The following is a 21,973-nucleotide window of genomic DNA, read 5'->3' on the forward strand; positions in this document are numbered from 1 at the left end:
CGCTAATCGAGCCCGATCCGTACCGAAACAGAATGTATCGACTGGCGCAAATCTTCGCGCCTGCCGCTGAAATCGAACTTGCGCTTCGCGTTTTTCTTCGTACATGCTGCAAGTGCTCGACGGCGTCGAGCATGCGCTGATGTCATGGTTTACGGCGTGCGCATCCAGGACAACTGTGTATTTCTCAGGAGATTTTCCATGCCGACGTCCGATCCGAGCGGCTCCTCTTCCGGATTTCTGTCGGGCCTGTTTGGCCGCTTCCAAGGTCAACCGCGGCCCACGCCCGAGCCCGTGCAGCCGCAGCGTCCCAAGCTCGATCCGGTCAGTGCCGCGGCGATCATGGAAGACGGCTACCAGCCCAAGAGCACCGGCAAGACCGGCGATTGGCAGCGCGTCGACGACGACATGCTGAAGAAGCTCAATCTGGACCCGGGCAAATTCCACAGCAGCCCCAGCGGCATGCATGCGACCTTGTACCGCAAACCCGGCTCCGCCTCCGAGTCCGAGGGGTTCGTGCTGGATTATCGCGGTACCGCCCGACTCGGTGATTGGTCGGCGAATTTCCGCCAGGCCCTCGGCATGAAGAGCGCGCAGCACGAGGAATCGATGACGCTCGGCAAGGAAGTCAGCGCCGCACTCGGTCCGAGCCTGGTCGGGGTGACGGGTCATTCCAAGGGCGGCGGCCAGGCGCTGCTGGTCTCACACGCGATCGGCGTCGATTGCGTCACCGCGAACCCGGCCTGGCCAAGCCAGGGCACGCTCAAGGCCTACGGTTTCAACCCCGAGACTTTTCACAACGGCAAGGGCGGCCCATCGGTGACCAACCTGGTCGTCGGGGGCGAGCCCTTGCAGAGCCTGCAAAGCACCGGCGCGGTCTCGCTGGTGCCGCCCAGGCAGGGAACGGAGCTGCAGGGGCCGAAGTTCGAGTTCAAGCCTCAGCAGCACAGCGGTCTGCGCGGTCACGAGCCCGGCGACGACCCGGACCTGGACATGGCGCGTTCCATGTTCGCAGCGATGGATGGGAGCAAGCATCTGCTCAAGTTGCATGGCATCGGAACGGTGCGCGACGCGCTGCAGAATCGCCAGGTCGCCGAGCTGGCCGACATCGCGCAGAAACGCGGGCTGTCGAAAGTCGATCACATCGTTGCGGAGAAGGACGGCGGCAAGGGCCATTTCCTGGTCGAGGGCAAACTCGGCGATCCCAGCGCGAAGTACGCCAAGGTCGAGGGCGCCTTGCCGAGCGGTGTCTTGGGTCAGCAGTTGATCCAGAGCATCAACCAGCATGAAACGCTGAATCGTCAGCAGACTCCGCTGCAGGTGGCGATCCAGCCGCATACGCGCTTCATCTGAGGCGCGCGCCATGTCCTAAGGGCACCGGTCCTAAGGGCACCGGTCCTAAGGGCACCGGTCCTAAGGGCACCGGTCCTAAGGGCACCGGTCCTAAGGGCACCGGTCCTAAGGGCACCGGTCCTAAGGGCACCGGTCCTAAGGGCACCAGTCCTAAGGGTACCGAATCCGGGCGCTGTCGGATGCGCGGATCGAGCCGCGGATCGAGCCGCGGCGGCGGTTCGGTCCGCGCAGCGCACGCCGGCGTGCACGCCGGTGGCCCTCACGGTCAAGCGGCAGGCGTCCGTGTGTTCCGGCCGAGCTATTTTTCCGCCCGTTTGCGTTTGCTCGTTGCGGTTTTCTTGACCGCGACGGAGGTGTTCTGCGGCGCGGGCTTGACCGCCTTGGCCGTACCGATCGCGCTGTCGCCGGACACTGCGCCGTCGAAGCGTTCTTGTATGCCGCAGCTGCGGTCGGGATAGACCACGCAGGTGCAGGTGTCGATTTCTTCCATGCCGTCGACGTTGAGGCCGACGAAACCGAGCGGCGCATAGCGGTGCTCGACACCCAGCGGCGGCCGCAGCTCGGCGACGCCGCCGTTGCGCGGCCATTCGACGTTGCCGGTGGCGACGCGGGCCGGAATCAGCCAGTAGTCGCCACTGCGATACTCGCCGTCGGCCGCGAAACGGATCTGGATGCCGTCTTCGAGCGCGATCCAGTACGGCTGACCGGGCTCGCCGGGCTTGCCGCCGCCGGGTTTGTCCACCGGCACCGCACCGTCGGCGAGCACGATATCGCCTGCACCGACATGATCCCAGCGTCGTACCTTGGTCGTCGCATTGGGGCTGCGGCCTTGGGCCTGGGTCAGGGTCAGCACGTTGCCTTCCACGCCGCTGATCTGGCTCAGCTGGCCGGGACGGCCGAGCAGGTCGTCCTGTTCGTCGGTGATCTCGACCCATTGGCGCTCGCGGAAGTCGCGCGCATTGGCGACTTCCAGTTTGTCGTCGCCGCCGCCGATCCAGCGCGTCAGCACGCTGCCGTTGTCGCGCGACCATTTGAAGGTCGCGCCGAGGTTGCCGTTGTCGTTGCCGCGATGGATCTCGACCCGGTACAGATGGTTTTCGGCGCCGCGATACGCCGAGTCGGGATCGGTGACGCAGGGGTCGTCGAGGCGTGGCAGCTCTTGCAATTGCGCCGCCAGTCTCGGCCGTTGCCGGTCGAACAACAGCAACGGCGCAGGGCAGGCCGAACGGTAGTCTTCGCTCAGTTGGTCCAGGCCCTGCTGCAGGCGTTCGACTTCTTGTTTCAGGCGCGCGCGCTCGGCTTCGTCCTGGGTCTGCTCGGCACGTTGGTTGAGGTCTTCGATGCGCTGTTCGAGCCGATCGTGGATCGTCTCCAGTTCCAGCGCGCGCACCTGCCAGATCACCTGGCGCCGGCTGCAGGTGTCGGGCCCGCCGAGTGCGACCTCGCGCAGTTGCGGCATTTCCACCGAGGTGAGGTGGCGCTCCCACACGTCCAGATAGACCCAGAAACGACGGTCGTCCTGGCTGGAGGACGATTCCAGCCACAGCCGCAACGGATCGCCGGAACCGGCCTGCTGGCCGGCCGCGGCGGGGGCGAAATGCGGCTGCGACAGATAATCGCTGCCGTCGCATTCGCACAGCACGCCGTCGACGTAATAACGGCCGGCGCCGATCCGCAGCGAGCGCTTGCCGTCGTGTTGCTCCAGGCTGAGCCCGAATCCGGGCGTTCCGGCCGGCGCGGCATAGGGGCCGAACACGTCGCGGGCGAGTGTACGCAGCAGGTGCAGCACGATCGCGCCCTGTTCGTTGGGGTCGGCATCCAGGGTGACCCGGCCCTGTTGCAGCAGTACCTGGCTGAAATGATGGCGAGGATCGAAGCTCGCCCGAGAGAAGTCGCCTTTCATAGCTGCTTTCCTTCCAGATCAATCGGCGAAGAGAAGTCCGACGGTCATGCCGGCCGGGGTGTACTGGTCCAGCCGCGCGCGCAGATTGGCCTCGCGTTGCGGCTCGTAGAGGTGGTGGTAGACGCCCATCTGCGATTCGTCGTCGGCGCCGCGCAGGATCTCCGCCGCGCAATGGTCGAGCAGCCGCGCATAACCGGGCCGGCCGTAGCGGCGCGAGCGGTAGCGCGGCCGCACTCGCACGCGCTCGGTGGCGATCTCGCGTTGCTCCAGCGGCGCCGGCAGCCTGCGTTCGCGCACCGCGGCGATGACGCCGTCGGGTTGGCAACGGTAGCGTCGCGGTGTGCGGCAGTGGCAGGGCACGTAGCTGAAACGCACGCAGCCGATCTGGCGGCGGGCGACATTGAGGCAATCGTTGAACAGGCAGTTCTCGGCCAGCTCCAGGGCATGCGCCTCGACCGTGCCGAACACGGTGCAGCGAAGCAGCCTCAGGCGCGCATGCGCGACCGCCGAGGTCGCCGCGCCGATGGCTTCCTGGCGCGGGCCGGCGGCGTCGACGATGCTGTCTTGGATCGTCAGCGGTAGCGGATCGCTGCCGACCTCGTCCTGCTGGATCTGGATCGAGCCGACGATGCTGCGTTCGATCCGCACCTTGGCGCGCAGGTTGTACAACTCCAGGCTGGGCTCGGCCGGGCGGTCGGGTTCGCAGCCGCAACCGATGCCCCAACCGGGCACCAGGGTGCAGTGGCGGATCGACAACTCGGCGGCGCAATCGGGCTGTTGCGCCGCCTGCTTGGCACAGGTCTCTGGTTCGCGCGGTGCGGACACGTGCAACGGCCGTCCGGTCAGCAGGAGGCCGTCGAGGGCGAAGCGGCTGCCGACGTCCATCTCCACGGTCAGCGCATCGGCCAGGTCGGTCTGCCAGTCGATCAGGCGGATCACCGGGCGCACGCCGTTGGCCGCGCGCAAGGTCAGGGACTGCCCCGGTTGCAACTGGATGTGCAACTGTTCGACCCAGACGCCGCTGTGGATCAGTTCGATCACCGCGTGCTGCGGCGATTGCTCATGCCACAGGCGCAGGGCGTCGGCGATACGCGGCAGCGGTGCGGGGCCGTCGGCCGATGCGTCGTGCGCAGCGGACTCGCCCACCCGGTACAGGCGGTAGTCCTGCGCCGGGCGGCGCATCGTCCGCCGGTACTCGCCGCCGCCGAGGTCGGCGGCGAAACCGTAGTGATAGCTGACCCGTACGCCTTTCTTCGGAATCTGGTTCGGCGGGAACATCAGCCGGCCGAGCACCGGATCGATCGCGACCTTGCCGCGCGGCACGCGATAGCGCCAGCCGCTGAGGTCGGCGACCACGACTGCGTTGACCGGCAGCGGTTGGCTGGCGTCATGGCCGGCCCAGCGTTCGGCCCACACCGCCAGGCTCTTGCCGATGCCGTATTCGTCGTCCAGGTGTTGCTCGAGCGCGCGCCGGCGCAGCGGCATCGGCAGATTCGCTTCTTCGGCGAGGTGGTGCCGGTCCGGCTCCGGCCGCGGCTTGCGGTACAGCGGTGCGTCCTGCCCGAGCACGCTGAAGGTGAAGCAATGCGGGCCGGCCTGCTCGACGCAGTAGGCCGGCGTGCGCGTGACCGGATAGCTGCGCATGCGCCAGGCGAACACGCCGACGCTGGGGATGTTGTAGCGCCCCGGAAGACGCGGCGAGGCGATCCGGCGCACGTCGACGCTGTGGGCGAGCGGGTCGAACGGCCCGCCGTGCAGGTCCAGCGCGGCCATGTCGCGCAACGAGGCGGTGCCGAGCCGATGCAGGTGCAGGTGATCGAGGTTCTGTGCCCGGTCCAGGCGCTGGAAGAACTCGACCGCGCGCGCCGGCCAACCGGCGACGTCGCGAGCCAGGTCTTCGAGCAGGGCGACGGTGCCTTTGCGGCGACGGTGCTGGATCGACTGGGCGACCTCGCGTCGTGGCACCAGCGCGCGTTCGAGTGCGCGTCCGGCTTCGTCGCGGCGCTGCACCGGCGCGCCGGCCGCATCCACCGGGCGATAGCCGATCAGATCGGCGAGGTAGGGCACCACCCAGTCGTCGGCGGTCTCGATGAACCAATTGTCGTAGAGGCGCGCGATATCGTCTTCGACCAGGTTCATCTGCTCGGCGATCACCCGCAGCAGGGCTTGCAGCGGCTGGCCCTGCTCGATGTCGCGGATGCGGTGGATCGTCGGCAGCAGCCGATACAGGCGGTCGATGCGCGGTTCGATGTGCAGCGAAGGGATGTCCATGTCGTCGCTCACGGGACCGGGTTGAGGATCAGGGTGTCGGGCACGCCGGGCACGAAGCAGGCCAGGCGTGCGGGACGGATCGTGTCGCCCTCGGGCTCGGCGGGGCCGGCCTCGACGCGGGCGGGCGGCTGGATCGGCACGGGGGCGCCGTCGCTGCCGTCGCTGCCGTTGTTGCCGTTGACGAGACCGGAGCCGATCTCGCCGTAGATGATTTTCCGCACGATCGTGGTGATCTCGTCCTGCCGCACCAATCGACGGCCTGGGATCGGTTGCTCCTGCTCGTCTAATTCGGCGTTTGGATCGAACACGGTCTCGGGAATGCCGCCGAAGCTGTCGACGTCGACCCAGTCGACGCCGCGCACCGACTGCATCGCCGCGACGATCTCGCACAGCAGGGCCGGCTGGGCCAGGGCCCGCTGGTCGAAGCCGAAGCGTTCGAGCAGGCGCTCGCGCACCGCGATGGCGACCGGTTCCCAGCGATGGCCCGGCAGCAGACGCAGCCGCGCCTGCAACACCAGGGCGATGCGTTCGCGCATGGCCACCTGCACCGACAAGGCGGGGTCGCCGAGTTCGCGCAGAGCCTGCATGAGGTTGCGATGGAGGTCGGAATTCGGATCCAGCGGCATGTCGTCGACCCCGGCGACGGTGATGTGCACCACTTCGCGCACGCCGTCGCTGACCCGGCGCGCGACGGCCTTGGCGATGCCGGCGAACATGCGGGTGAAGTCGGCGTAGTCCGACAGCGACACCAGCCGGTCCAGCGCCATCAACGAACGCGGCGCGTTCTCGCGGATCAGGCCGATGCTTTCGCGGTCGGCACCGCCGGAAGCGCGCAGCGGATTGATCACGTCCTTGATCCCGAGCGGGCGGCTGATCAGCAGCGAGACCTGCCCGTCGCGCACGTTGCCGGCCTTGCCGATGCCGGTGCGGTATTCGGCGCGCAGGTTCTCGAAGCCGCTCGGCGGGCGCAGGCCGTTGACGCCGTCGCCGAACACCACCGAGGTCACGCCGTCGTCGCCGGTCACGGTGACGTAGGCGCGAGCATCGGGAGCCAGCCCGGCCAGGCTGTCGGTTTCCTGCCACTCCACCTCGTTGACCAGCACCTTGAGGGTGCTGGTCGCGCCCGCGGCGGTCGGCGCCGGGCGCCAGGTCAGCGGCGGTTGGCGCAGGGCGAAGCGTTGCAGCGGCCGGCGCGCATCGCTGCTGCCTAGCACCTCCTTGCGGCTCTCGCCGTGGCTGGCCGGGACCACGTTGGCGTGGATGCGCAGGCCGTCGCGGTAATAGGTGTAGGCCATTTTGGTGGCGAGGCGCAGGGTGGTATGCGGACGGTCGCCGGGCAAAGTGTCGTCGCTGCCATGCACAAGGCCGGCGACCATCAACAGCTCACTCTCGTGCACGCCGCGCACCCCGGGGATATCGCTGCGTTCGCCTTCCACCACCACCCAACGGCCGGACTTCAACTGTTCGTGCAGCGGGCCGAGTTCCAGTTCTTTTCCGGAAACGTCGCCGACGATCGGTTCCTGCGCCATCTCGAGCTTTCGGCGCTGCGGGTGCAGCCAGGTCTTGCGCAGTTCGTCGATCGGGTAATTCCCCTTTTCGTGGGCCACATCCCGCCAGCCGGTTTCAGGGGGCTCGAAAACGAATTCGACCGCCGTGGTTTCGCTGGACAGGGCGTAGGCACTGCGCGGGCCGGTGCGTACCGTGGCGATGGTCAGCACTTGGTAGCGCGGCAGCTTGTGCTCGTCCAACGCAGGACGGGTGACGAGGATCCGATCGCCTGCGGCGAGCAGAGGATCGGCCTTGCCGAGAAAGGCGTTGCTGTCGCTTTCGTCGTCCTCGTAGAGCCAATCTGCCCACGATTCCACCGGCGGGATCGTGTTGTTGCCGGTGGTGCCGGGCATGGGCTTGGACGATCCGGCGCCGAACAGGGTCTCGCCGGCGCCGAGCACGTATACGGCCGTGAGCGAGGGAGTCGCCTGTTCCGGACTGGAGCCGCGCCACGCGTCGTAGTAACTGTCCTTGAGTCTGGGCGCGAACTCAGTGATCAGCTGTGGCTGCACGTCGGCGTACACGCGAAAGGTTTCGTCGAGTTCGCGTGACAGACGCAGCGTGTTGGCGGCCTGCAGCTCCGGCGGTCGTAGCAGTTGCTTGACCGCGCCGTCCGGACCGCCGCTCGGCGCGCCCGTGCTCGGTGGTTTGAGTTCGGACACTGCGTCGCCAAAAACGGCGATGGCCAGTATCGCATCGGCGTCATCGACACCCGACTTGAGCCAGTCGGCCCATTTTGACAAGGTCGGCCGCGGCGCACTCAGTAATAGCGCATTCAACAGTTGCTCGCAATTCTCGATCGCACGCTTGTCCTGGATGAAGGCCAGCTTGTTCTGCAGGATCTGCAACAGTGCTTGCGCCTGCGGCTCCAACGGCGGCAAGGGTTGCAGGCGCAGCGCGGTGCGTTGCCCGGCGAAGTCGGGCTCGACCGCGATCACGCGACGCGCGACGTGTACGGCGGTAGCCGAAGCGCCGAACTGGAACAGCAACAGGTCGCCGGGCAGGACCCCGGTATCGACGCCGACCGCGTGAATGCCAAGGAGGGCGAGCACGTTGACCAGTTCGATGCGTTGCGGCCGTTCACGGCGGATCTGCAGGTCGTTCCACTCGCGCCGCGCCTGCAACGCCTCGTCGGTCTCGAACGATTGCGGCAATTCGCCGGGGCCGGGAATGCTTTGCGCGCGCGTGCCGACCGGCAGTTCGACGGGCTCGGCCTGGTTGTCGTCGACGGTGTAGGACAGGAACACGCCGGACGAGACGCCCGGGCGCGGCGCGTAGCCGACCAGACGGGCCAGTTCGACCAACGAGCGGCGTTCGCCGGCGGTGCGCAGATACCCCTCGTTGGCGATGCGCTCTTGATAAAAGCTCAGCACGTCCGACACGGTGGCCCAGCCGTCGAGCAGGGCGATCGCGGGGTCGGCGGGGTCGCGCGTGGTCAGCGGCTGCAAAGGCCGCAAGCTGCGCGCGGCCTGGTGGCCGTCGCCGGGGACTTCGACCTCCATGCTCGGCAGTCGCGCCTTCATGCTGGCGAGGAACCGGCCGTGGGTGCCGACCCGGTAGCTCAGCGCCGGCAATCCGCGACGGTTGTCCAACGCCACCGGCGTCGATGTCGCAACGCCTTCGCAGCAACCGCAGTGGGCGCTGCCGCAGCCGCAGTCGTGAGCGCTCATCGGCCACCTCCGACGAAGATCGAGAGCTTGCCGTGCTCGGGATAGTTGGGGTCGTTGTCGAGGCGCGCGATCTCGTGCGCGCCCAAGCGCAGGATGCCGTCCTCGAGTTCGCGGTTGGCGGCCGCGAACAGGCGTTGCAGACGGATCACGCGGGCGCATTCCACACCGGTCACCGCCATCGCCTCGGCGACCAGGGCGCTGGCCCGCAGGCTGTAGCCGAAGCTCAAGCGATCGGGATGGAAATACCCCGTTCGGCCGTCGCGGCGACGGCCGGCACCGAAGCGTTCGAGCAGGGCGGCCTTGATCGCGCCGCGCTCGTAGCCGGGCAGGGCGCAGACTTCCAGGGCCAGCTCGATCGGAACGTACACCGCCGTTTCCACGTGCAGGTCATGACCCATGCGCCGCACGCGATGCAAGGCCGTGTGGACGTCGCCGATCAACTCGGCATCGGCTGGCACCCGGCCGTATGGGTCCAGGGCCACATCGGCTTCGTACCAACTGCCGGTCCAGACCAGTTCGCCGGCCGCGCGCTGCACGCGCGGATCGTGTTCGGCCAGGCGTGCGTAGTCGTCGGCGGTGATCGCGCGCAGGCGTTGCTTGCGAAACGCGCCGGGCGCCAGCAAGCGCGCCTGCGCGAGCGGTTCCGGGTCGATGCCGCCGCGCGCCGGCAGCGGATTGTCGACGCGCAGCTGCAGGCCGCTCCATTCGCCATGCAGATGCGCGCGATTAATGCCGTGCGCACCGACATTGCCGGCGCTGCCGTTACCGAGCCGGTAGCGGGCGGCGAAGCGTTGGCCGGGTTCGGGGCGTTTGCCGAGGTCGTCGTCGCCGAAGCGCAGATGGGCAAGGCCCTGGTTGTCGATCTCCACGACCATATGGCGGTCCTCGTCGCCGCTGCCGAGCAGATCGAACACCGGTATCCATGGGCCGCCGCCGTCGTCGTCCAGGCGCAACGAGGCCAGCGCTTCGCGCGGGTCTTGGTCGAGGCTCGCGGATGCGGCGCGGGTGGCGGCCGGCACCCGCGTGCGATGGGTCAGCGGCGCATCGGGCAGGCGCCAATGGAAACGGCCGGGCCGTTGCACGAGCTCGGACGGCTGGCCCTCGCACTCGCATTCGGCTTCGCCATGTGCGTCGGGCACCGTACCCAGATCGATCGGGCCGGCGTGGCGGCCGTGATCGGCCAAGACTACGTTGCCGAGCGCCATCGACACCTCACGCAGGCGTGCGCAACCCGGTGCCGGGCCGAGCGCGCTCAGGCACAGCGCGAACGGCAGCGCGTCGTCGACCTGCCATTCCACCCGTAGCAGCGGTATCGGCCGCGGGTCATTGGGACCCGAGGGATACAGAGTGTCCTCGATCGGCTCGACCCGGGTCAGTCGTACCGGCCAGACGTGGGAGGGATCGGCATCGGCTTCGAGTCCGCTGCGCGGTCCCAGCAGTTCCTTCAACAAGACGACGTCGCCGCTCTTCAGCTCGAGGGCGCGCGTCTCGCCTTCCGGCTCTGCCCATGCGTCGCGCAACACCGCCGCCGTCGCGCCGCGCGGCAGGCAACAGTCGTCGCGGCCCCAATCGTAGAAGGCGATATGGTTGTGCGCGCTGCGCAGGGCGATCAGGTCGTCGCCGTCGCCGGTCAGCGGCAGGAAGCTGTCGTAGCGGTGGTAACCGTCGGATGCGAGCGTGCGCATGGCCTCGTCGCCGAGCAGCGGCGGCACCGGCGCATCGGCGGCGATGCCGCTGAGGAAGGTGATGTCGGCGACCGCCAGATCGAGATCCTGCGAGGTCTCGACGGCGACCCAGGCGCGGGCGTTGCAGCCTTCGTGCAGACGATAGTCGACCAAGCGCGCGTGCCGACGCACCGAGATGCGTTGGCGCGCGGTGTCGAGATAGGCCTCGGTCGCGACCGCGTCCTGGTAGTAACTCAGGTAATCGCCGGCATAGGCCAGCAGCTCGATCAGGGTGACGCCGAGATCGGGCACGTGCTCCGGGTTCCAGTCGGGCGAAACCAAGGCGAGCCGGTCCTGGATCAGGCGACGGAAGCTGGCGTAGTCCTTGGCCAGGTACGACAGCGCAGGCTCGCTCGCAGGCTCCTCCAGGCACGCCGGTACCGTCGCGCAATCCAGGTCGGACGGACAGCCGGCCTTGAACGAGAATTCGGCGCTGGCGTACATCGGGTCCAGCCGGTCGATGTCGAGCAGGCGCAGGCGGTAGCGCGAATGGTCGCCGCGTCGGTCCAGGCGTACCGTCAACCAATCGTCGACGTCGGGTTCGTCGCTGAGGTGCGGGTCGACGTCGACGATGCCGATCCCGCCGATGCGGGTGCCGCCTTCGACACGCAGATGGCGGAGCAGTCCGGGACCGTCCTCGCGGAGCTCGGGTGGCAGCTTGCCGAGAAAATAGACCTGCAGTTCGAGCTGGTCGGCGGAGACTTCGACGAAGTCCAGGCCGACCCGTCCGCGGAAAGCGCGGACATCCTGGCGGCGCGGATCGTTGCAGCATGAAAGCGTCATGATGGAATCCCTGCCTCGGTCAGATCGCGCGGGTGAAGCGCGCGCTTTGCTCTTCGCGGGTGCGCAGCAGCAGGTAGGTCAGCTCGACGGTCAACGCGGCGTCTTGTGCACTGACCTGCAATGCGCGCACTTCGATCACGTCCTGCAGCCAGCGTTGCAGCGCCGCCTGCAAGGTGAACTGCACGGTCGCGGCCAACTCGGGACTGTTGCCGGCGAACACCAGTTGCAACAGCCCGCTGCCGAAGTCCGGCCGGTTGACCCGCTCGCCGGCCTGGGTGAACACCAGTTGCTCGATCATGTCGCGCACGTGGCCGGCATGGTCGGTGGCGGCGCTGCGGCCGCGGCCGTCGACATGGAAAGGGAAGTCGAGATGCATGGCGATTCTCCGGCTGCGCCTGGGCGGCTACATCGCGAACACGCGGGCCTGCATGGCGCCGACGATGGGCGCGCCCTGCGGGATCTGTTCGACGCTCTGGCAGATGCCCGGCGCCGGCCCGGGCGCCGGCGTCAGCATTGCCGGCAGGCCCATGACGGTTACGCGCGCGCTCGGCATCGACCAGCGCACGCTGACGCAAGGCTGCGGTTTACCGTTGGGCAGGGTGAAGGGACAGCCGGCGACGACGATGGTCGGCGCACCGGGCGGGATCGTCGCCACCGGTTGGCCCATCACCAGTACGCGCGTTTGCACCGGCGCGATCTTGGCCTGGCCGACCGCGTGCTGGCAGGTCATGACGGCGTTGGCGTGCAACAGGTATCCGGGCATGGCCGTGTCCTCAGGTGATCGCCATGGCGACTTTGTTGAAGGTGATCGTCGGCCCGACCAGATAGATCGAGGCGCCCTTGCCGTTGTCGATGTAGATGCCGCTGTCGTTGACCACCAACATCGCTCCGGTGGTGCTCTTGAGCACGATCCCGCCGGTGATCGGCGTGGGCGGCATGTCGCTGACCATCAGCATGTTCTGCAGCAAGGACTGGATGACGATGTTGGGATCGGCCGGATTGCCGAGCTTGGCCATGGCCGGCGGATCGGCGCTGGTGTCGAAGCGGCAGCCCAGCCACACCGGCTTGTTGACGTCGCCGTGCTCGAACATCAGCCACACGCCGGCGCCGACCGGCGGCACCGCATACACGCCCATGCCCGGGCCGGGCGGGCCGGACAAAGGCGTGCAGGGCTCGGCCCAGGTGGTCGGCACGAAGCCGGCCACGTCGACCGCGGTCAGCAGCAGCCGGCCGCGGAATTCGGGATCGGTGTTGATCGCGACCGTGCCGCGGTACAGGCCCGGATACAGTCGCACGCCGCTGGATCCGTCGCTCATGTCGGCACCCTCGGGGTCAGGGAAATCAATCCGTCGCGGCTGAGCTGGAAGTTCTGCTTGAATTCGCCGCGCTTGATCTTGTGGGTCACGCTGTCGACGTAATAGAGGCCGTCGTAGGCCAGTCCGGCGCCGCGCACGCCGACCATCAGCTTCGAGCGCAGCACATGGCCATAGCGCAGCACATCGAGCGAACCGCTGACCGTGATCGCGTTGGCCGCGCCCTTGAGCATGCGGCCGAGCATTTTCTTGATCGTGAATTCGGTCGAGTCGCCGCCGGTGTCGTGCGACATCACCATTTTCAGTGGCGGGGTCGGCCGCGCGCCGAGCGGCGGCTGGAAAATGTTCACCGACGGGATCGGAATCACCAGCGGCAAGCGCCCGGTGATGGGATCGTGGACGTTGACCAGCAACGTCTCCTTGGCCAGTCCGTCGAGCTGGAAACTCATCGTCTCGACGTTGGTGTGCGCATCCATGTTGATGCTCAACGCCGGTTGCGGCACCGGGATGCGGATGTTCGGCCCGAGGTAGGCGATGCTTTGCCCGGGCAGTGGGCCCGGCTCGACATAGAAGACGAATCCGCTGTCGTCGGCGATCTTCTTGAGGTGCTCCAGGTCGGTGCCGTTCTGGGCTTCGATCTTCTTGGTCATGATGGGCTGTTCGGGAATGAACGGCGGGATCACGATCGGCACGATGCCGAGCCCTGCGTATCGGGCCAGGATCTGGTAGGCCTGCACGGTCGAGGACATGTTGGGATAGGGCAGGGCCAGTTCGATCAGATCCATCGCCGTGCTCAGGTCGTCGCCGGTGATGGTCAGTACCGACTGGCCCGGGTCGCTGCTCGGCGCGAGTTCCTGCCGCGTCACCAGGCCGTCCATCAACACGTGCGGGAACCCGCCCAGCGTCACCATGACCACCACGCGGGTGGTGATCGGATCGAAGTAGCCGGCCGGGAGCAGAGTGGTCAACAGCGGTGAGTCCTTGCCGACGCCGAAGCTGAGCTGGAACCCGCTCTTGTCCTTGCCGCTGGTGACCTCGACGCTCTGCAGGGCATCCACGACCACGCGCGGCGCCGGCACCGGCACTGCCGGCCCGATCATCAGCGTCAGGTGGATGCCCTGGACCACGGCCTATTCCCGCGCCGGCGGCGGCACGCCGTCGGGCAAGGTCACGCGCACGCGCTCGCCGATCGTGTCGGTGAGTTCGTCGGGATGCATCACGCCGTTGGCATCGCACAGGCGCCAGAACGCCTCGGAGTCGCCGAGTTCGCGTGCGGCGACGAGGTCGGGACGTTCGCCTTCGACCACCGTGTGTTCGTGCAAGGTGACGAAGCCGTCCTGCGGCGGCAGGAATCGCCGCTGCAGATACGGCACGACCGTGCCGTCCTCACCGACCCGCATGGCCACCGGCACCGCGTGGTAGCGGCTGCCGGGTGGAAAGTCGTAGTTCGCCATCGTCGTCTCCTGCGTGGTGCGGCGGGATCGAGATCCGCCTCGTCCCAGTCGATCTCTCGCTCGTGGTCAGAACACGCCTGGAATGCCGAGGGCGCGGAAATCCGCGCCGATGGCTTGCGCTGCCAGGCGCTCCTTGCTCAGCAGGTAGCTCATGAACAAGCCGCCGCCTTTGCTGTCGAACCCGATGTCGTCGATGCTGAGCACGCGCAGGCCGATACTGAGCTTGGCCCTGATCGGATTCAGCGACACATCGAAGGCTTCCTCGGTGATGCTCAACTCGGTGATGCGCACCGGCGCGATCCGGTTGGGCCCGAACACGAATACCGACAGCGGCGCCAGCGCCGGTGCGATTTCCAGCGAACCCGTCGCCGCGATCGCATTGGCGGTGAACAGATCGCCGCTGCTCGGATGAACCAGGGCTTCGATCGCGGCGATCTGCGGATGCAGGCCGTTCAGCGTCGACGACACCTGTCCGGCTTCGAGCGCATCGCTGGCGTCGATCTCGGCTTCCAGCTTGATCGTCTCCGCCGGCGGTCCTTTCAATCGCAGCGCTTCCGAACGGTCGCCGGATTCGCCGCCGACCCCCTTGATCTGCAGGCTGCGGGTCATGCTGTCGGGGTTGTACTGCAGTCCGATGATGCGCAGCACGTTGCCGGTGATCGGGTCGAGCAGGACCAGGCCGCCGCGCAGCAGTTTCGGTGATCGTGGGTATCCGCTCATGCTCGATATCCTCCGGCGGCGGCTCTAGAAGCGGATCGATGGGAACGAAAAGACGAACCGCTTTTCATCCGGATAGAAGAGCTTTCGCAAGGCCGCATCGCGATCCATCATGTTGGGGGAGTCGCGCGAGGTCAGTTGCTCGGCCTGCTTGCCCAGCCCCAGGTTGATGATCGAGTTGCGGTCGAGCTTGAATGGGCCCAGGCGCATGTCGCGGTCGAAGCCGAGCGTGCGGTACATCTGGTCGATACGCCGGTATTCGGCGAGGAAAGAATCGCCGTCGGCGGTTCCGAATGGAGCGCCCCTGAGGTTGTAGTGTTGACGGATGCTGCGCCAGTCGATCAGCGCGTTCGGGTCCGGACCCGGCGCGGGCCGCACAAAATCCGCCGGCATGCGCAAGGGCGGCGACGGTGTCGGTCCTTCCGGCATCGGCCCTACCGGAGCGGGACCCTTCAGTGTCGTTCCGTTCTCCGGCGCCGGCGGCGCGATGGGGAGCCGCGGCAGTTGCAGCGGCGGCACCAGCGACAGCGAAGGCGCGAAACGGCGCACACCGAAAGGCGTCGGCGGCGCCAGCGGCGGGAAGCGCGAATCGATCGGATCGAGATGGATCTGGCTGCGCGGCATCGGAACATGGAGCCGGGGCTGATCGGCCGGCGCTTCCTGCGCGTCGCGCAGCGGCGGCGCGAACGGATTCGCCGCCGGGGCGGCTCGAAGCGGGCTGCGGTCGAGACTCTGGCGTTCCATCGCGGTCAGAAATCCCGGCTGAAGATCGGAATGTTCGGCGTGCGCCGGTCGTCGGGGTAGTGGCTCTTCCATTCCCGGTCCATGCGATCCATGACATTGGGGTTGTCGCGGGCGTTGAGCTGGTCGGCCTGCATGCGCAGCCCCAGGTTGAGCAAGTCGAGGTCGATCGGACCTAAGCGCAAGCGCTCCGGCATGCCGATCGTGCGCATGAGCTCGGCCGAACGATGCGCTTCGGCGACGAAGGACGTCGCATCGCGCGAACCGAAGTAGCTGCCGCGGGCGCTGTAGGCACGGCGGATGCCGAGCCAGTCGATGCGCGAGTTCATGTCGGTGGAGGGCGGTTGCCAGAAGTTCGGATCCAGGCCGCTCGACGGCGGCACGGGTCCGAACGGTGCCTGCAACGGCAGCCGCAGCGGCATCGGCGATAGCGCCGGCGTGGTCGACGACGGCAGGAACGAGGTCGTCGCGCCGGGCAAGGGAGACAGGCGCAACGGCGGAACCAGCGACATGTTCGGCAAGCGTGGCCGCGGCTCGAGCAGCGACGGTGGCTGCAGGACGAAGGACGGTATTCGCGGAATCGTGGTGGTGTCGTCCGGATCGGCCTGGCCGGTCCGTGGCGTCGCTTGCGCGGCGTGCGCGCCTACGCGCGCGAAGTCCGTGCCTGACGGGGGGCGCGCAGAGGAGGGACGTTCCCGGCATTCGCGGGCGGTAACCGGCGCCGCGCTCGCCCCGATGGCGACGCGCGCCGGTGCGGCGGTGTTCTTGCGTCGCAGGCGAGGGTGAAGGCGATGGTGGTCCATCAGCGGCTCCTCCGGGCGTTGCACGAATCGCCACCGCGCATGACGCCGTCGTGGCGCGCGCCGTGGGGGGAGTCGAGCGCTCGTCGGGTGGACGGTGCGAACGCCCTCACGACACCGACTCCAATGCGTCCAATACCTGCTTGGCGCGTTCGGCCACGGCGGCCTGTGGATGCTGGGTCAGGGCGCGGATCTGGGTACGCGCGGCGTCGCGCATCGCGAACAATTCGCTGAGCGCCGGTTCGCGCCGTTCGATCGGACCGTCGAAGATCTCTTGTGCCAGCGTGGCCGCTATCGCCGCGACCGTGGCGTCGTCGCGTTCGAGCGCGAACGACAGCGTCAGTTCCAACGGCGTCGCATTCGCCAGGTCGAGTGCGCCGTCCTCGTTGGTCGCCAGTTTCAGCGCGCGCCGACAGGTCAGCGTCAACAGGTCGTGTTCGCCTTCGGCGATCGAGCGGCGACTGTTCTCGAGGGCGACGAACTGATTCAGCAGCAAGGTCTGGCGCCACGGGGTGTCGGCTGCGACGACGACCAGGCCGATCGGGCCGCCCAGATCGGGCACGCCGGCGCAGGGGTCGGCCAGCGCCGTACCGGTGCCGGCCAGGGTGGCGCGGAACCCGAATCCCGCCGGACGCTGCTTGGCGCGGTCGCCGCCGACGGCCAGATGCAAACGCCCGGGGCCTTCGACTTCGACGAAATAGCTCAACGCTATCGGCGCCCCGGCGAGCAGGACGGCGCTCGCGACGCGCAAGCCGGCGCGTACCCGCAGGCCTTCGACCTCGATGGATTGCACCGCCTCGTGCTGTTCGGAGTGCATGTTCATCTGAAGCGGATCCTGGTGGTGGCGGTGCGTGCGACCAGTACCGAGTCGGTCGCGGTGACGGTGACGACACCGGTGAAGCCTGCCGGGCGCGTCACCGTCGCTGCGACCGCCACGCCCGGCGGCACCGCGTTGACCGCTACGACGACGCCTGCGGCCGTCGCGGCGGGGTCGACGATGAAATTCACCACCCGCCCGCCGGGGTTGGCGTCGAGGGTGACGACGCTGGTCAGGACGCCGACCGGTACCGGGCTCGGCGCCGCGCGCATGTTGCGCAGGCGCACGGCGTCGACCCGCACGCGGCCGTCGGCGCGGCGGTTGGGAAAGATCGTGTCGGCCGCGCGCAGGCCGAAGTTGCCGGCGCGCAGGCCGGCGGTCAGCGTCGCTGCGGCCGGCAGCGCCGCGGGATTGCCCGCGGTCACCGCGCTATCGCCCGCCAGCACGGCCCATCGGGCACTGCGCCCGGCGACGGTCGAGGCGACGGTCAGCCGCGCCGTCGCCCTGTCGTCCGCAGCGAGCGCGGTCGCGCCGGCCGCGGTCGGCGTCGCGGTGACCGCGCTGAACACGATCAACGGATTGCCGGCATACGGGTCGTTGCGCGGCGGCGCGGCGACCGCGCCGAAACGATGGTTGGTACGGAACTGGAATCCGGCGGTGGGCGAGCCGCGCAGGGAGCGTTCGTGCACGCCATCGGCGAAGGTGCGGCTGACCACGGCGCCGGCGCCCTGCCACGACGAGTACTGGAAGCGCTGGCGGAAGTTCCAGAAGCGCGGCAACTGCGCCACGCCGGGCCCGACGAAGCGGTTGACGTCGATGGCAGGCAGTGCGTCGGCGACGTTGGGCAGCGCGACCGGGGTGACCAACTGGTCGACCCAGGCGTTGGCCGGCACGGCCAAAGCAAGATTGAAGGCGTTGTTGAAGCCGATCGGCGGATTGACCGGGCCCAGGTTGAAATCGTCGCGGGTGAGAGTGATCAGCTCGCCGACGATGCGGGTCAGCGGCGCGTGCAAGGCGTCGGAGGACTGGAAGACGATGCGGTTGCGCACGCCGTAGGGTCCTGCGGCACCGGCGAAGTTCAGCGCGGTCAACCGAGTCGGCACGGCATTGACGGTCAGCTCGGCCATCAGGCCGGAGGCGCCGGCCACGGGTGCGGCGACGGGCTGGGTTTCGTTGAGTCGCGCACCGGTGGCGGTGTCGGTGATGCGCACGCGGATGTCGCCGGTCTGTGCGCCCGGGGTGATGACGGTGCCGGCGACGCCGGCGCCGAGCGCGCGGCGCAAGGTCACCCGTACCGGGCGAACACCCGGTGCGGTGATCGCGTTGACGGTGGCGGTATTGCCGTTGATGCCGTCGCGGTTGGGCTCGGCGGTGCCGGCCGGCGCCGCGCCCGCTACCAATGCCGGCACCGGTACCAATGCCGGCGCCGCGGCATAGGTGGCACTGGTCACCTGGACCAGGCGCACCGCGATGGAATCGGCGTTGTCGGCCGGCGTGCCGGCGACCTCGGCGCGAATCGTGAGCGGCGTGCCGCCGACCACCGTGCCCGGCGGCGGCTGCACGGCACGGATCCTGACCCGACGACCGCCGCCTACGACCGACACGCCGGCGGGCGCCGCTCCGCCGGGGTTGACCGTCCAGGTCAGGGCGCTGCGGCCGGCGACGGTCGCGGTGGCCGTGATGTCGTTGCCGCCGACGCCGAGTTCGGCAGCGGAAACCGCGACGGCGGTGACCAGGGGGGCGGCCTGGGCTTGCATCGGTGCCGCGGCGATATGCTGCGACAGGCCCGAGCGTGCCGGCGATGCACCGGCGCCGAGGTCCTGCTGGACGACGTGGGTCAGCTCGTGCGCGAGCAGATGGCGATGTTCGGCCGCTTCGGGATCGGCGACCTTGGCCCCGAAGATCAGATTGCGCGCGTAAGTGAAAGCGCGCGCGCCGAGACGCCCGGCCGCGGCTTGGGCGCCATCGCCGGTGTGCACGCGCACGCCGGAGAAATCCCATGAGAATGCGTTCTCGAATGCGCTGCGCAGCGACTCCGACAGCGGCCGGCCCGCGCCCAGCTCGGCGATGCGCGCGGCCGATGCGGGCGCTTGCGCGGCGTCGTCGCCCGCTGGCGCAGTGGTCGGCATCGACAGCCGTTGCACGGCGGTCTCGGCGATGCGGTCGGCTTCGCGCTCGTGTCCCGACCCGGCATCGATGCGCTGCGGCAGGACCGCGGCGGCCAGCGAAACCGGCGCGCGTCGGTGCGGCGCCGGCGGTGCGCGCAACGCCGACGCTTGGCGGTGCAGCGAGGGTCCCGGCGGAATCGCGGCCAGGGTGGGGGCACCGGATACGCTGGCCGCGGGGCGTGCATCGGCTGCCAGCGGCGCCGACGACGCGGCGGGTGCGTGCTGCGCGCATTCGCCGCAGACCGCGCCGGCGACAGTGTGGTTGCCGCACTCGCAGCGGCGCGCCAGGATGCCGTCCTTGGCCGGTATCGGCGCCAGCGCGGAGGTGGCGGTGAGCGAGGTGGCCTTGTTCATCTTCGGATCTCCCGGCCCAGGGACGCGGCGACCGAGCCGGCGACGGCGCGCGCCAAGCGCGCGGTGCCACCCTCGATGCGGATCGCCGGCGCCGCCAACCGCGCCAGCGAGGCGCTGCCGCGTGCGTCCGCGAGGCGGCGATCGCCGATCAGGCGCGCCAACTCATCGGTCAAGGTCCGTACGAACTCGCCGCGTTGCGCATCGGCGATGCTTGCGCCATGCACGATCACTCGCTCGATGTGCACGCTGACGCTCATCCGAGCCTCCGGCCGGCGCCGGCGGCGAATTCGCTTTCGTTGACCGGCTTGCCGAGTTTGCGCAGTTCCACCCGCAGCGAGGCCAGCAGCAACGGCATCGATACCGCGACGCCGCCCTGGGCCGCCGAGAATGCGGCATTCAAGGCGATGCTGTGGATGTTGCCGCCGGACAGGCCGAACCGGGCCAGGCGGTCGTAGTCGAGCGTTTCCCTCGGCACGCCGGGCGCGAGCGCGTTGTGCCAGATGCGGGCGCGTTCGTTCGGCCCGGGGAACTGGAAGTTCACCACGAAGCGCAGCCGTCGCAGGAATGCGCCGTCGAGCGCGGACTTCATGTTGGTGGCCAGGATCGCCAGTCCGGAAAAGGCCTCCATGCGTTGCAGCAGATAGTTGATTTCGATGTTGGCGTAACGGTCGTGGCTGTCCTTCACTTCGCTGCGCTTGCCGAACAAGGCGTCGGCCTCGTCGAAGAACAGGATCGCGCCGCCTTGCTCGGCGGCGTCGAACACGCGGCGCAGGTTTTTTTCGGTTTCGCCGATGTACTTGCTGACCACCGAGGACAGGTCGATGCGGTACAGGTGCAGGCGCAGCTCGTTGGCGATGACTTCCGCCGCCATGGTCTTGCCGGTGCCGCTCTCGCCGGCGAACAGAGCGCTGAGCCCCAGGCCGCGATTCATGCGCTGGGCATAGCCCCATTGCTGATAGACGCGATGGCGCTCGTGCACCTGGCCGGCGATCTGGCGCAGCAGCGAGATCGCTTCCTCGCCCAGCACCAGATCCTCCCAACGCGCTTTAGGCTCCAGGCGCTGGGCCAAGGTATCCAGCCGCGACGAGGACAGGTCGCGACAGGCTTCCCAGGCTTCGCCGCCGCGCGCCTGGGCGCTCGCGGCGACTTCGTGGATCTGCCGCAGATTGAGGCGGAAATGGCCGGACAGCGCTTCGGCCTGGCGTTCGCGGTCCGGCAGCGCGGTCGGCAACACGTCGCACCAGGCCGCATGTTGCTCCGCGGCGCTCGGCAGTTGCACTTCCGCGGTGCATTGCGCGCCGTCCATGCGCAGCGCCGAGCCCGGCAAGCCGACGAAGGCGAGCCCGAGCGGATGCCCGAGCAACGTCCGCACGGCGTCCGCGGTTTCGCCGTTGTCGGTATCGAGTTCGTCGGCATCCAGGAACAAGGCCACCGGCAGCAACAGGCTTTCGCGGTGCCAGAGCCGGGCCAGGGTTTCCAGTTCGCTGCGCGCGGTCGGTAACGACCGCACCGGCAGCGTATACAGGCGGCAACCGAACGCGGCGCAGGCATGGGCCGCGATCGCGTAGCGACTGCCGGCGTCGCCGCCGGTCAGTTGCACCAGCGGCAGCGGGCCGGGATCCGCATCGGCCTCGTCGCGTTCTGCGCCGTGGGCGCGCAGGATGGCCACGATCTGTTCGGCTTGCCGCTGTTGCGAGGGGGCGATCGGCGGCAGCGCCGGCTGATCGCGCAGCAGTGTTTCCAGGCGCGCATCGAGCAGGTTCAGGCTCTTGGCGTAGTTGACCACGCGTTCGTCGGCGCGCAATGCGGCCGCGGTCAGCGGGGTCGCGCCGGGTTGGTTGATCTCGATCAGGCGCAGATGACGCAAGGGGCGCTGCGGTGCCAGCGCGTCCCAGACCGGCTGCTCGAACAAACGCAGCGCCAGCGCGAAACTGGGGTGGGGCGCACCTTGCACGGCCGCGATCATGCCCGGCAGGGCCGGGTCCAGTTCCATCGCTATGCACAGCAGCAGGGTGTCGGTTTCGAACGGGCTCAAACCGAGTCGTTCGGCCAGCAGGAGCAGGGCCGGCGCGGGTTCGGACTGCGCGGCCTTCGCACGTGCCGCAGCGGCGGCTTGTTCGTCCGCCGTCGACGGGACTGCGGCGGCCGAGACTTCCAGCGGCGCGACCACGGCGCCGCGGGCGAACCAGCGCGTCGTGCTGCGTTCGCTCGCGGGTGGCGCTTGTGTCGCCGCCGTCGTCAGGCGTTGTACCCGTAACCGCAGCCAATGCAGCGACGCCGCCAGGTAAGCCTGGTTCGCTTCGGCCCAGCGTTCCATTTCGTCGGCTACGCGAGCGTGCATATCGGTCTCCTGGTCGCAG

At 68.6% G+C, this 21,973-nt stretch carries 17 protein-coding genes; 1 reads left to right on the forward strand and 16 read right to left on the reverse strand.

The genetic code is table 11. The features are described 5' to 3' along the window. The first annotated feature begins 198 nt into the window (after positions 1-198). On the forward strand, positions 199-1,350 hold the full coding sequence (locus tag ACTOWK_RS08425; protein ID WP_441329724.1) for an XVIPCD domain-containing protein: 1,152 nt from the start codon (positions 199-201) through the stop codon (positions 1,348-1,350). A gap of 298 nt (positions 1,351-1,648) precedes the next feature. Here ACTOWK_RS08425 and ACTOWK_RS08430 read toward each other — a convergent pair whose 3' ends face one another. The 16 genes from ACTOWK_RS08430 to ACTOWK_RS08505 form a co-directional block, all read right to left on the reverse strand. Further along, entirely contained in the window at positions 1,649-3,253 is a 1,605-nt protein-coding gene (locus tag ACTOWK_RS08430) for a DUF6519 domain-containing protein (RefSeq protein ID WP_441329725.1), read from the reverse strand. An 18-nt stretch (positions 3,254-3,271) separates the two neighbouring features. Continuing rightward, a complete protein-coding gene (locus tag ACTOWK_RS08435; RefSeq protein WP_441329726.1) occupies positions 3,272-5,524 on the reverse strand; it encodes a hypothetical protein in 2,253 nt (750 codons plus the stop codon). An 8-nt stretch (positions 5,525-5,532) separates the two neighbouring features. Further along, a complete protein-coding gene (locus ACTOWK_RS08440; protein WP_441329727.1) occupies positions 5,533-8,742 on the reverse strand; it encodes a putative baseplate assembly protein in 3,210 nt (1,069 codons plus the stop codon). After that, complete coding sequence (locus tag ACTOWK_RS08445) at positions 8,739-11,249, reverse strand: putative baseplate assembly protein (RefSeq protein ID WP_441329728.1); 2,511 nt, start codon at positions 11,247-11,249, stop codon at positions 8,739-8,741. Before ACTOWK_RS08445 ends, ACTOWK_RS08440 begins: the two co-directional genes overlap by 4 nt. 19 nt (positions 11,250-11,268) lie before the next feature. Next, positions 11,269-11,625 carry a GPW/gp25 family protein gene (locus ACTOWK_RS08450; protein ID WP_441329729.1) on the reverse strand — a complete coding sequence of 119 codons (357 nt, stop codon included), beginning with the start codon at positions 11,623-11,625 and terminating at the stop codon, positions 11,269-11,271. A gap of 27 nt (positions 11,626-11,652) precedes the next feature. Continuing rightward, entirely contained in the window at positions 11,653-12,012 is a 360-nt protein-coding gene (locus ACTOWK_RS08455) for a hypothetical protein (protein WP_441329730.1), read from the reverse strand. 10 nt (positions 12,013-12,022) lie between these two features. Beyond that, the gene (locus ACTOWK_RS08460; RefSeq protein ID WP_441329731.1) at positions 12,023-12,565 is read right to left on the reverse strand and encodes a phage baseplate assembly protein V; all 543 of its coding nucleotides are present in this window, start codon (positions 12,563-12,565) and stop codon (positions 12,023-12,025) included. Continuing rightward, positions 12,562-13,689, reverse strand: coding sequence for a hypothetical protein (locus ACTOWK_RS08465; protein WP_441329732.1), 1,128 nt, complete (start codon positions 13,687-13,689; stop codon positions 12,562-12,564). The genes ACTOWK_RS08460 and ACTOWK_RS08465 overlap by 4 nt, the downstream gene beginning before the upstream one ends. A 3-nt stretch (positions 13,690-13,692) precedes the next feature. After that, positions 13,693-14,016, reverse strand: a complete 324-nt coding sequence (locus ACTOWK_RS08470) for a LysM domain-containing protein (RefSeq protein ID WP_441329733.1) — start codon at positions 14,014-14,016, stop codon at positions 13,693-13,695. A gap of 66 nt (positions 14,017-14,082) precedes the next feature. Then, positions 14,083-14,736 carry a hypothetical protein gene (locus ACTOWK_RS08475; protein WP_441329734.1) on the reverse strand — a complete coding sequence of 218 codons (654 nt, stop codon included), beginning with the start codon at positions 14,734-14,736 and terminating at the stop codon, positions 14,083-14,085. 24 nt (positions 14,737-14,760) lie between these two features. Continuing rightward, positions 14,761-15,549: a hypothetical protein gene (locus ACTOWK_RS08480; RefSeq protein WP_441329735.1), complete on the reverse strand. Its 789-nt coding sequence runs from the start codon at positions 15,547-15,549 to the stop codon at positions 14,761-14,763. Next, the gene (locus ACTOWK_RS08485; RefSeq protein ID WP_441329736.1) at positions 15,483-15,986 is read right to left on the reverse strand and encodes a hypothetical protein; all 504 of its coding nucleotides are present in this window, start codon (positions 15,984-15,986) and stop codon (positions 15,483-15,485) included. Before ACTOWK_RS08485 ends, ACTOWK_RS08480 begins: the two co-directional genes overlap by 67 nt. Positions 15,987-16,383: 397 nt before the next feature. Then, a complete protein-coding gene (locus ACTOWK_RS08490) occupies positions 16,384-17,097 on the reverse strand; it encodes a hypothetical protein (protein ID WP_441329737.1) in 714 nt (237 codons plus the stop codon). After that, the gene (locus tag ACTOWK_RS08495; protein ID WP_441329738.1) at positions 17,094-19,613 is read right to left on the reverse strand and encodes an eCIS core domain-containing protein; all 2,520 of its coding nucleotides are present in this window, start codon (positions 19,611-19,613) and stop codon (positions 17,094-17,096) included. Before ACTOWK_RS08495 ends, ACTOWK_RS08490 begins: the two co-directional genes overlap by 4 nt. Beyond that, the gene (locus ACTOWK_RS08500; RefSeq protein WP_441329739.1) at positions 19,610-19,870 is read right to left on the reverse strand and encodes a hypothetical protein; all 261 of its coding nucleotides are present in this window, start codon (positions 19,868-19,870) and stop codon (positions 19,610-19,612) included. Before ACTOWK_RS08500 ends, ACTOWK_RS08495 begins: the two co-directional genes overlap by 4 nt. After that, the gene (locus ACTOWK_RS08505) at positions 19,867-21,954 is read right to left on the reverse strand and encodes an ATP-binding protein (protein ID WP_441329740.1); all 2,088 of its coding nucleotides are present in this window, start codon (positions 21,952-21,954) and stop codon (positions 19,867-19,869) included. The genes ACTOWK_RS08500 and ACTOWK_RS08505 overlap by 4 nt, the downstream gene beginning before the upstream one ends. Positions 21,955-21,973: the final 19 nt, after the last annotated feature.

This window comes from Lysobacter sp. CA196 (genome assembly GCF_052078695.1).
In the GTDB taxonomy this organism is placed as follows: domain Bacteria; phylum Pseudomonadota; class Gammaproteobacteria; order Xanthomonadales; family Xanthomonadaceae; genus Lysobacter.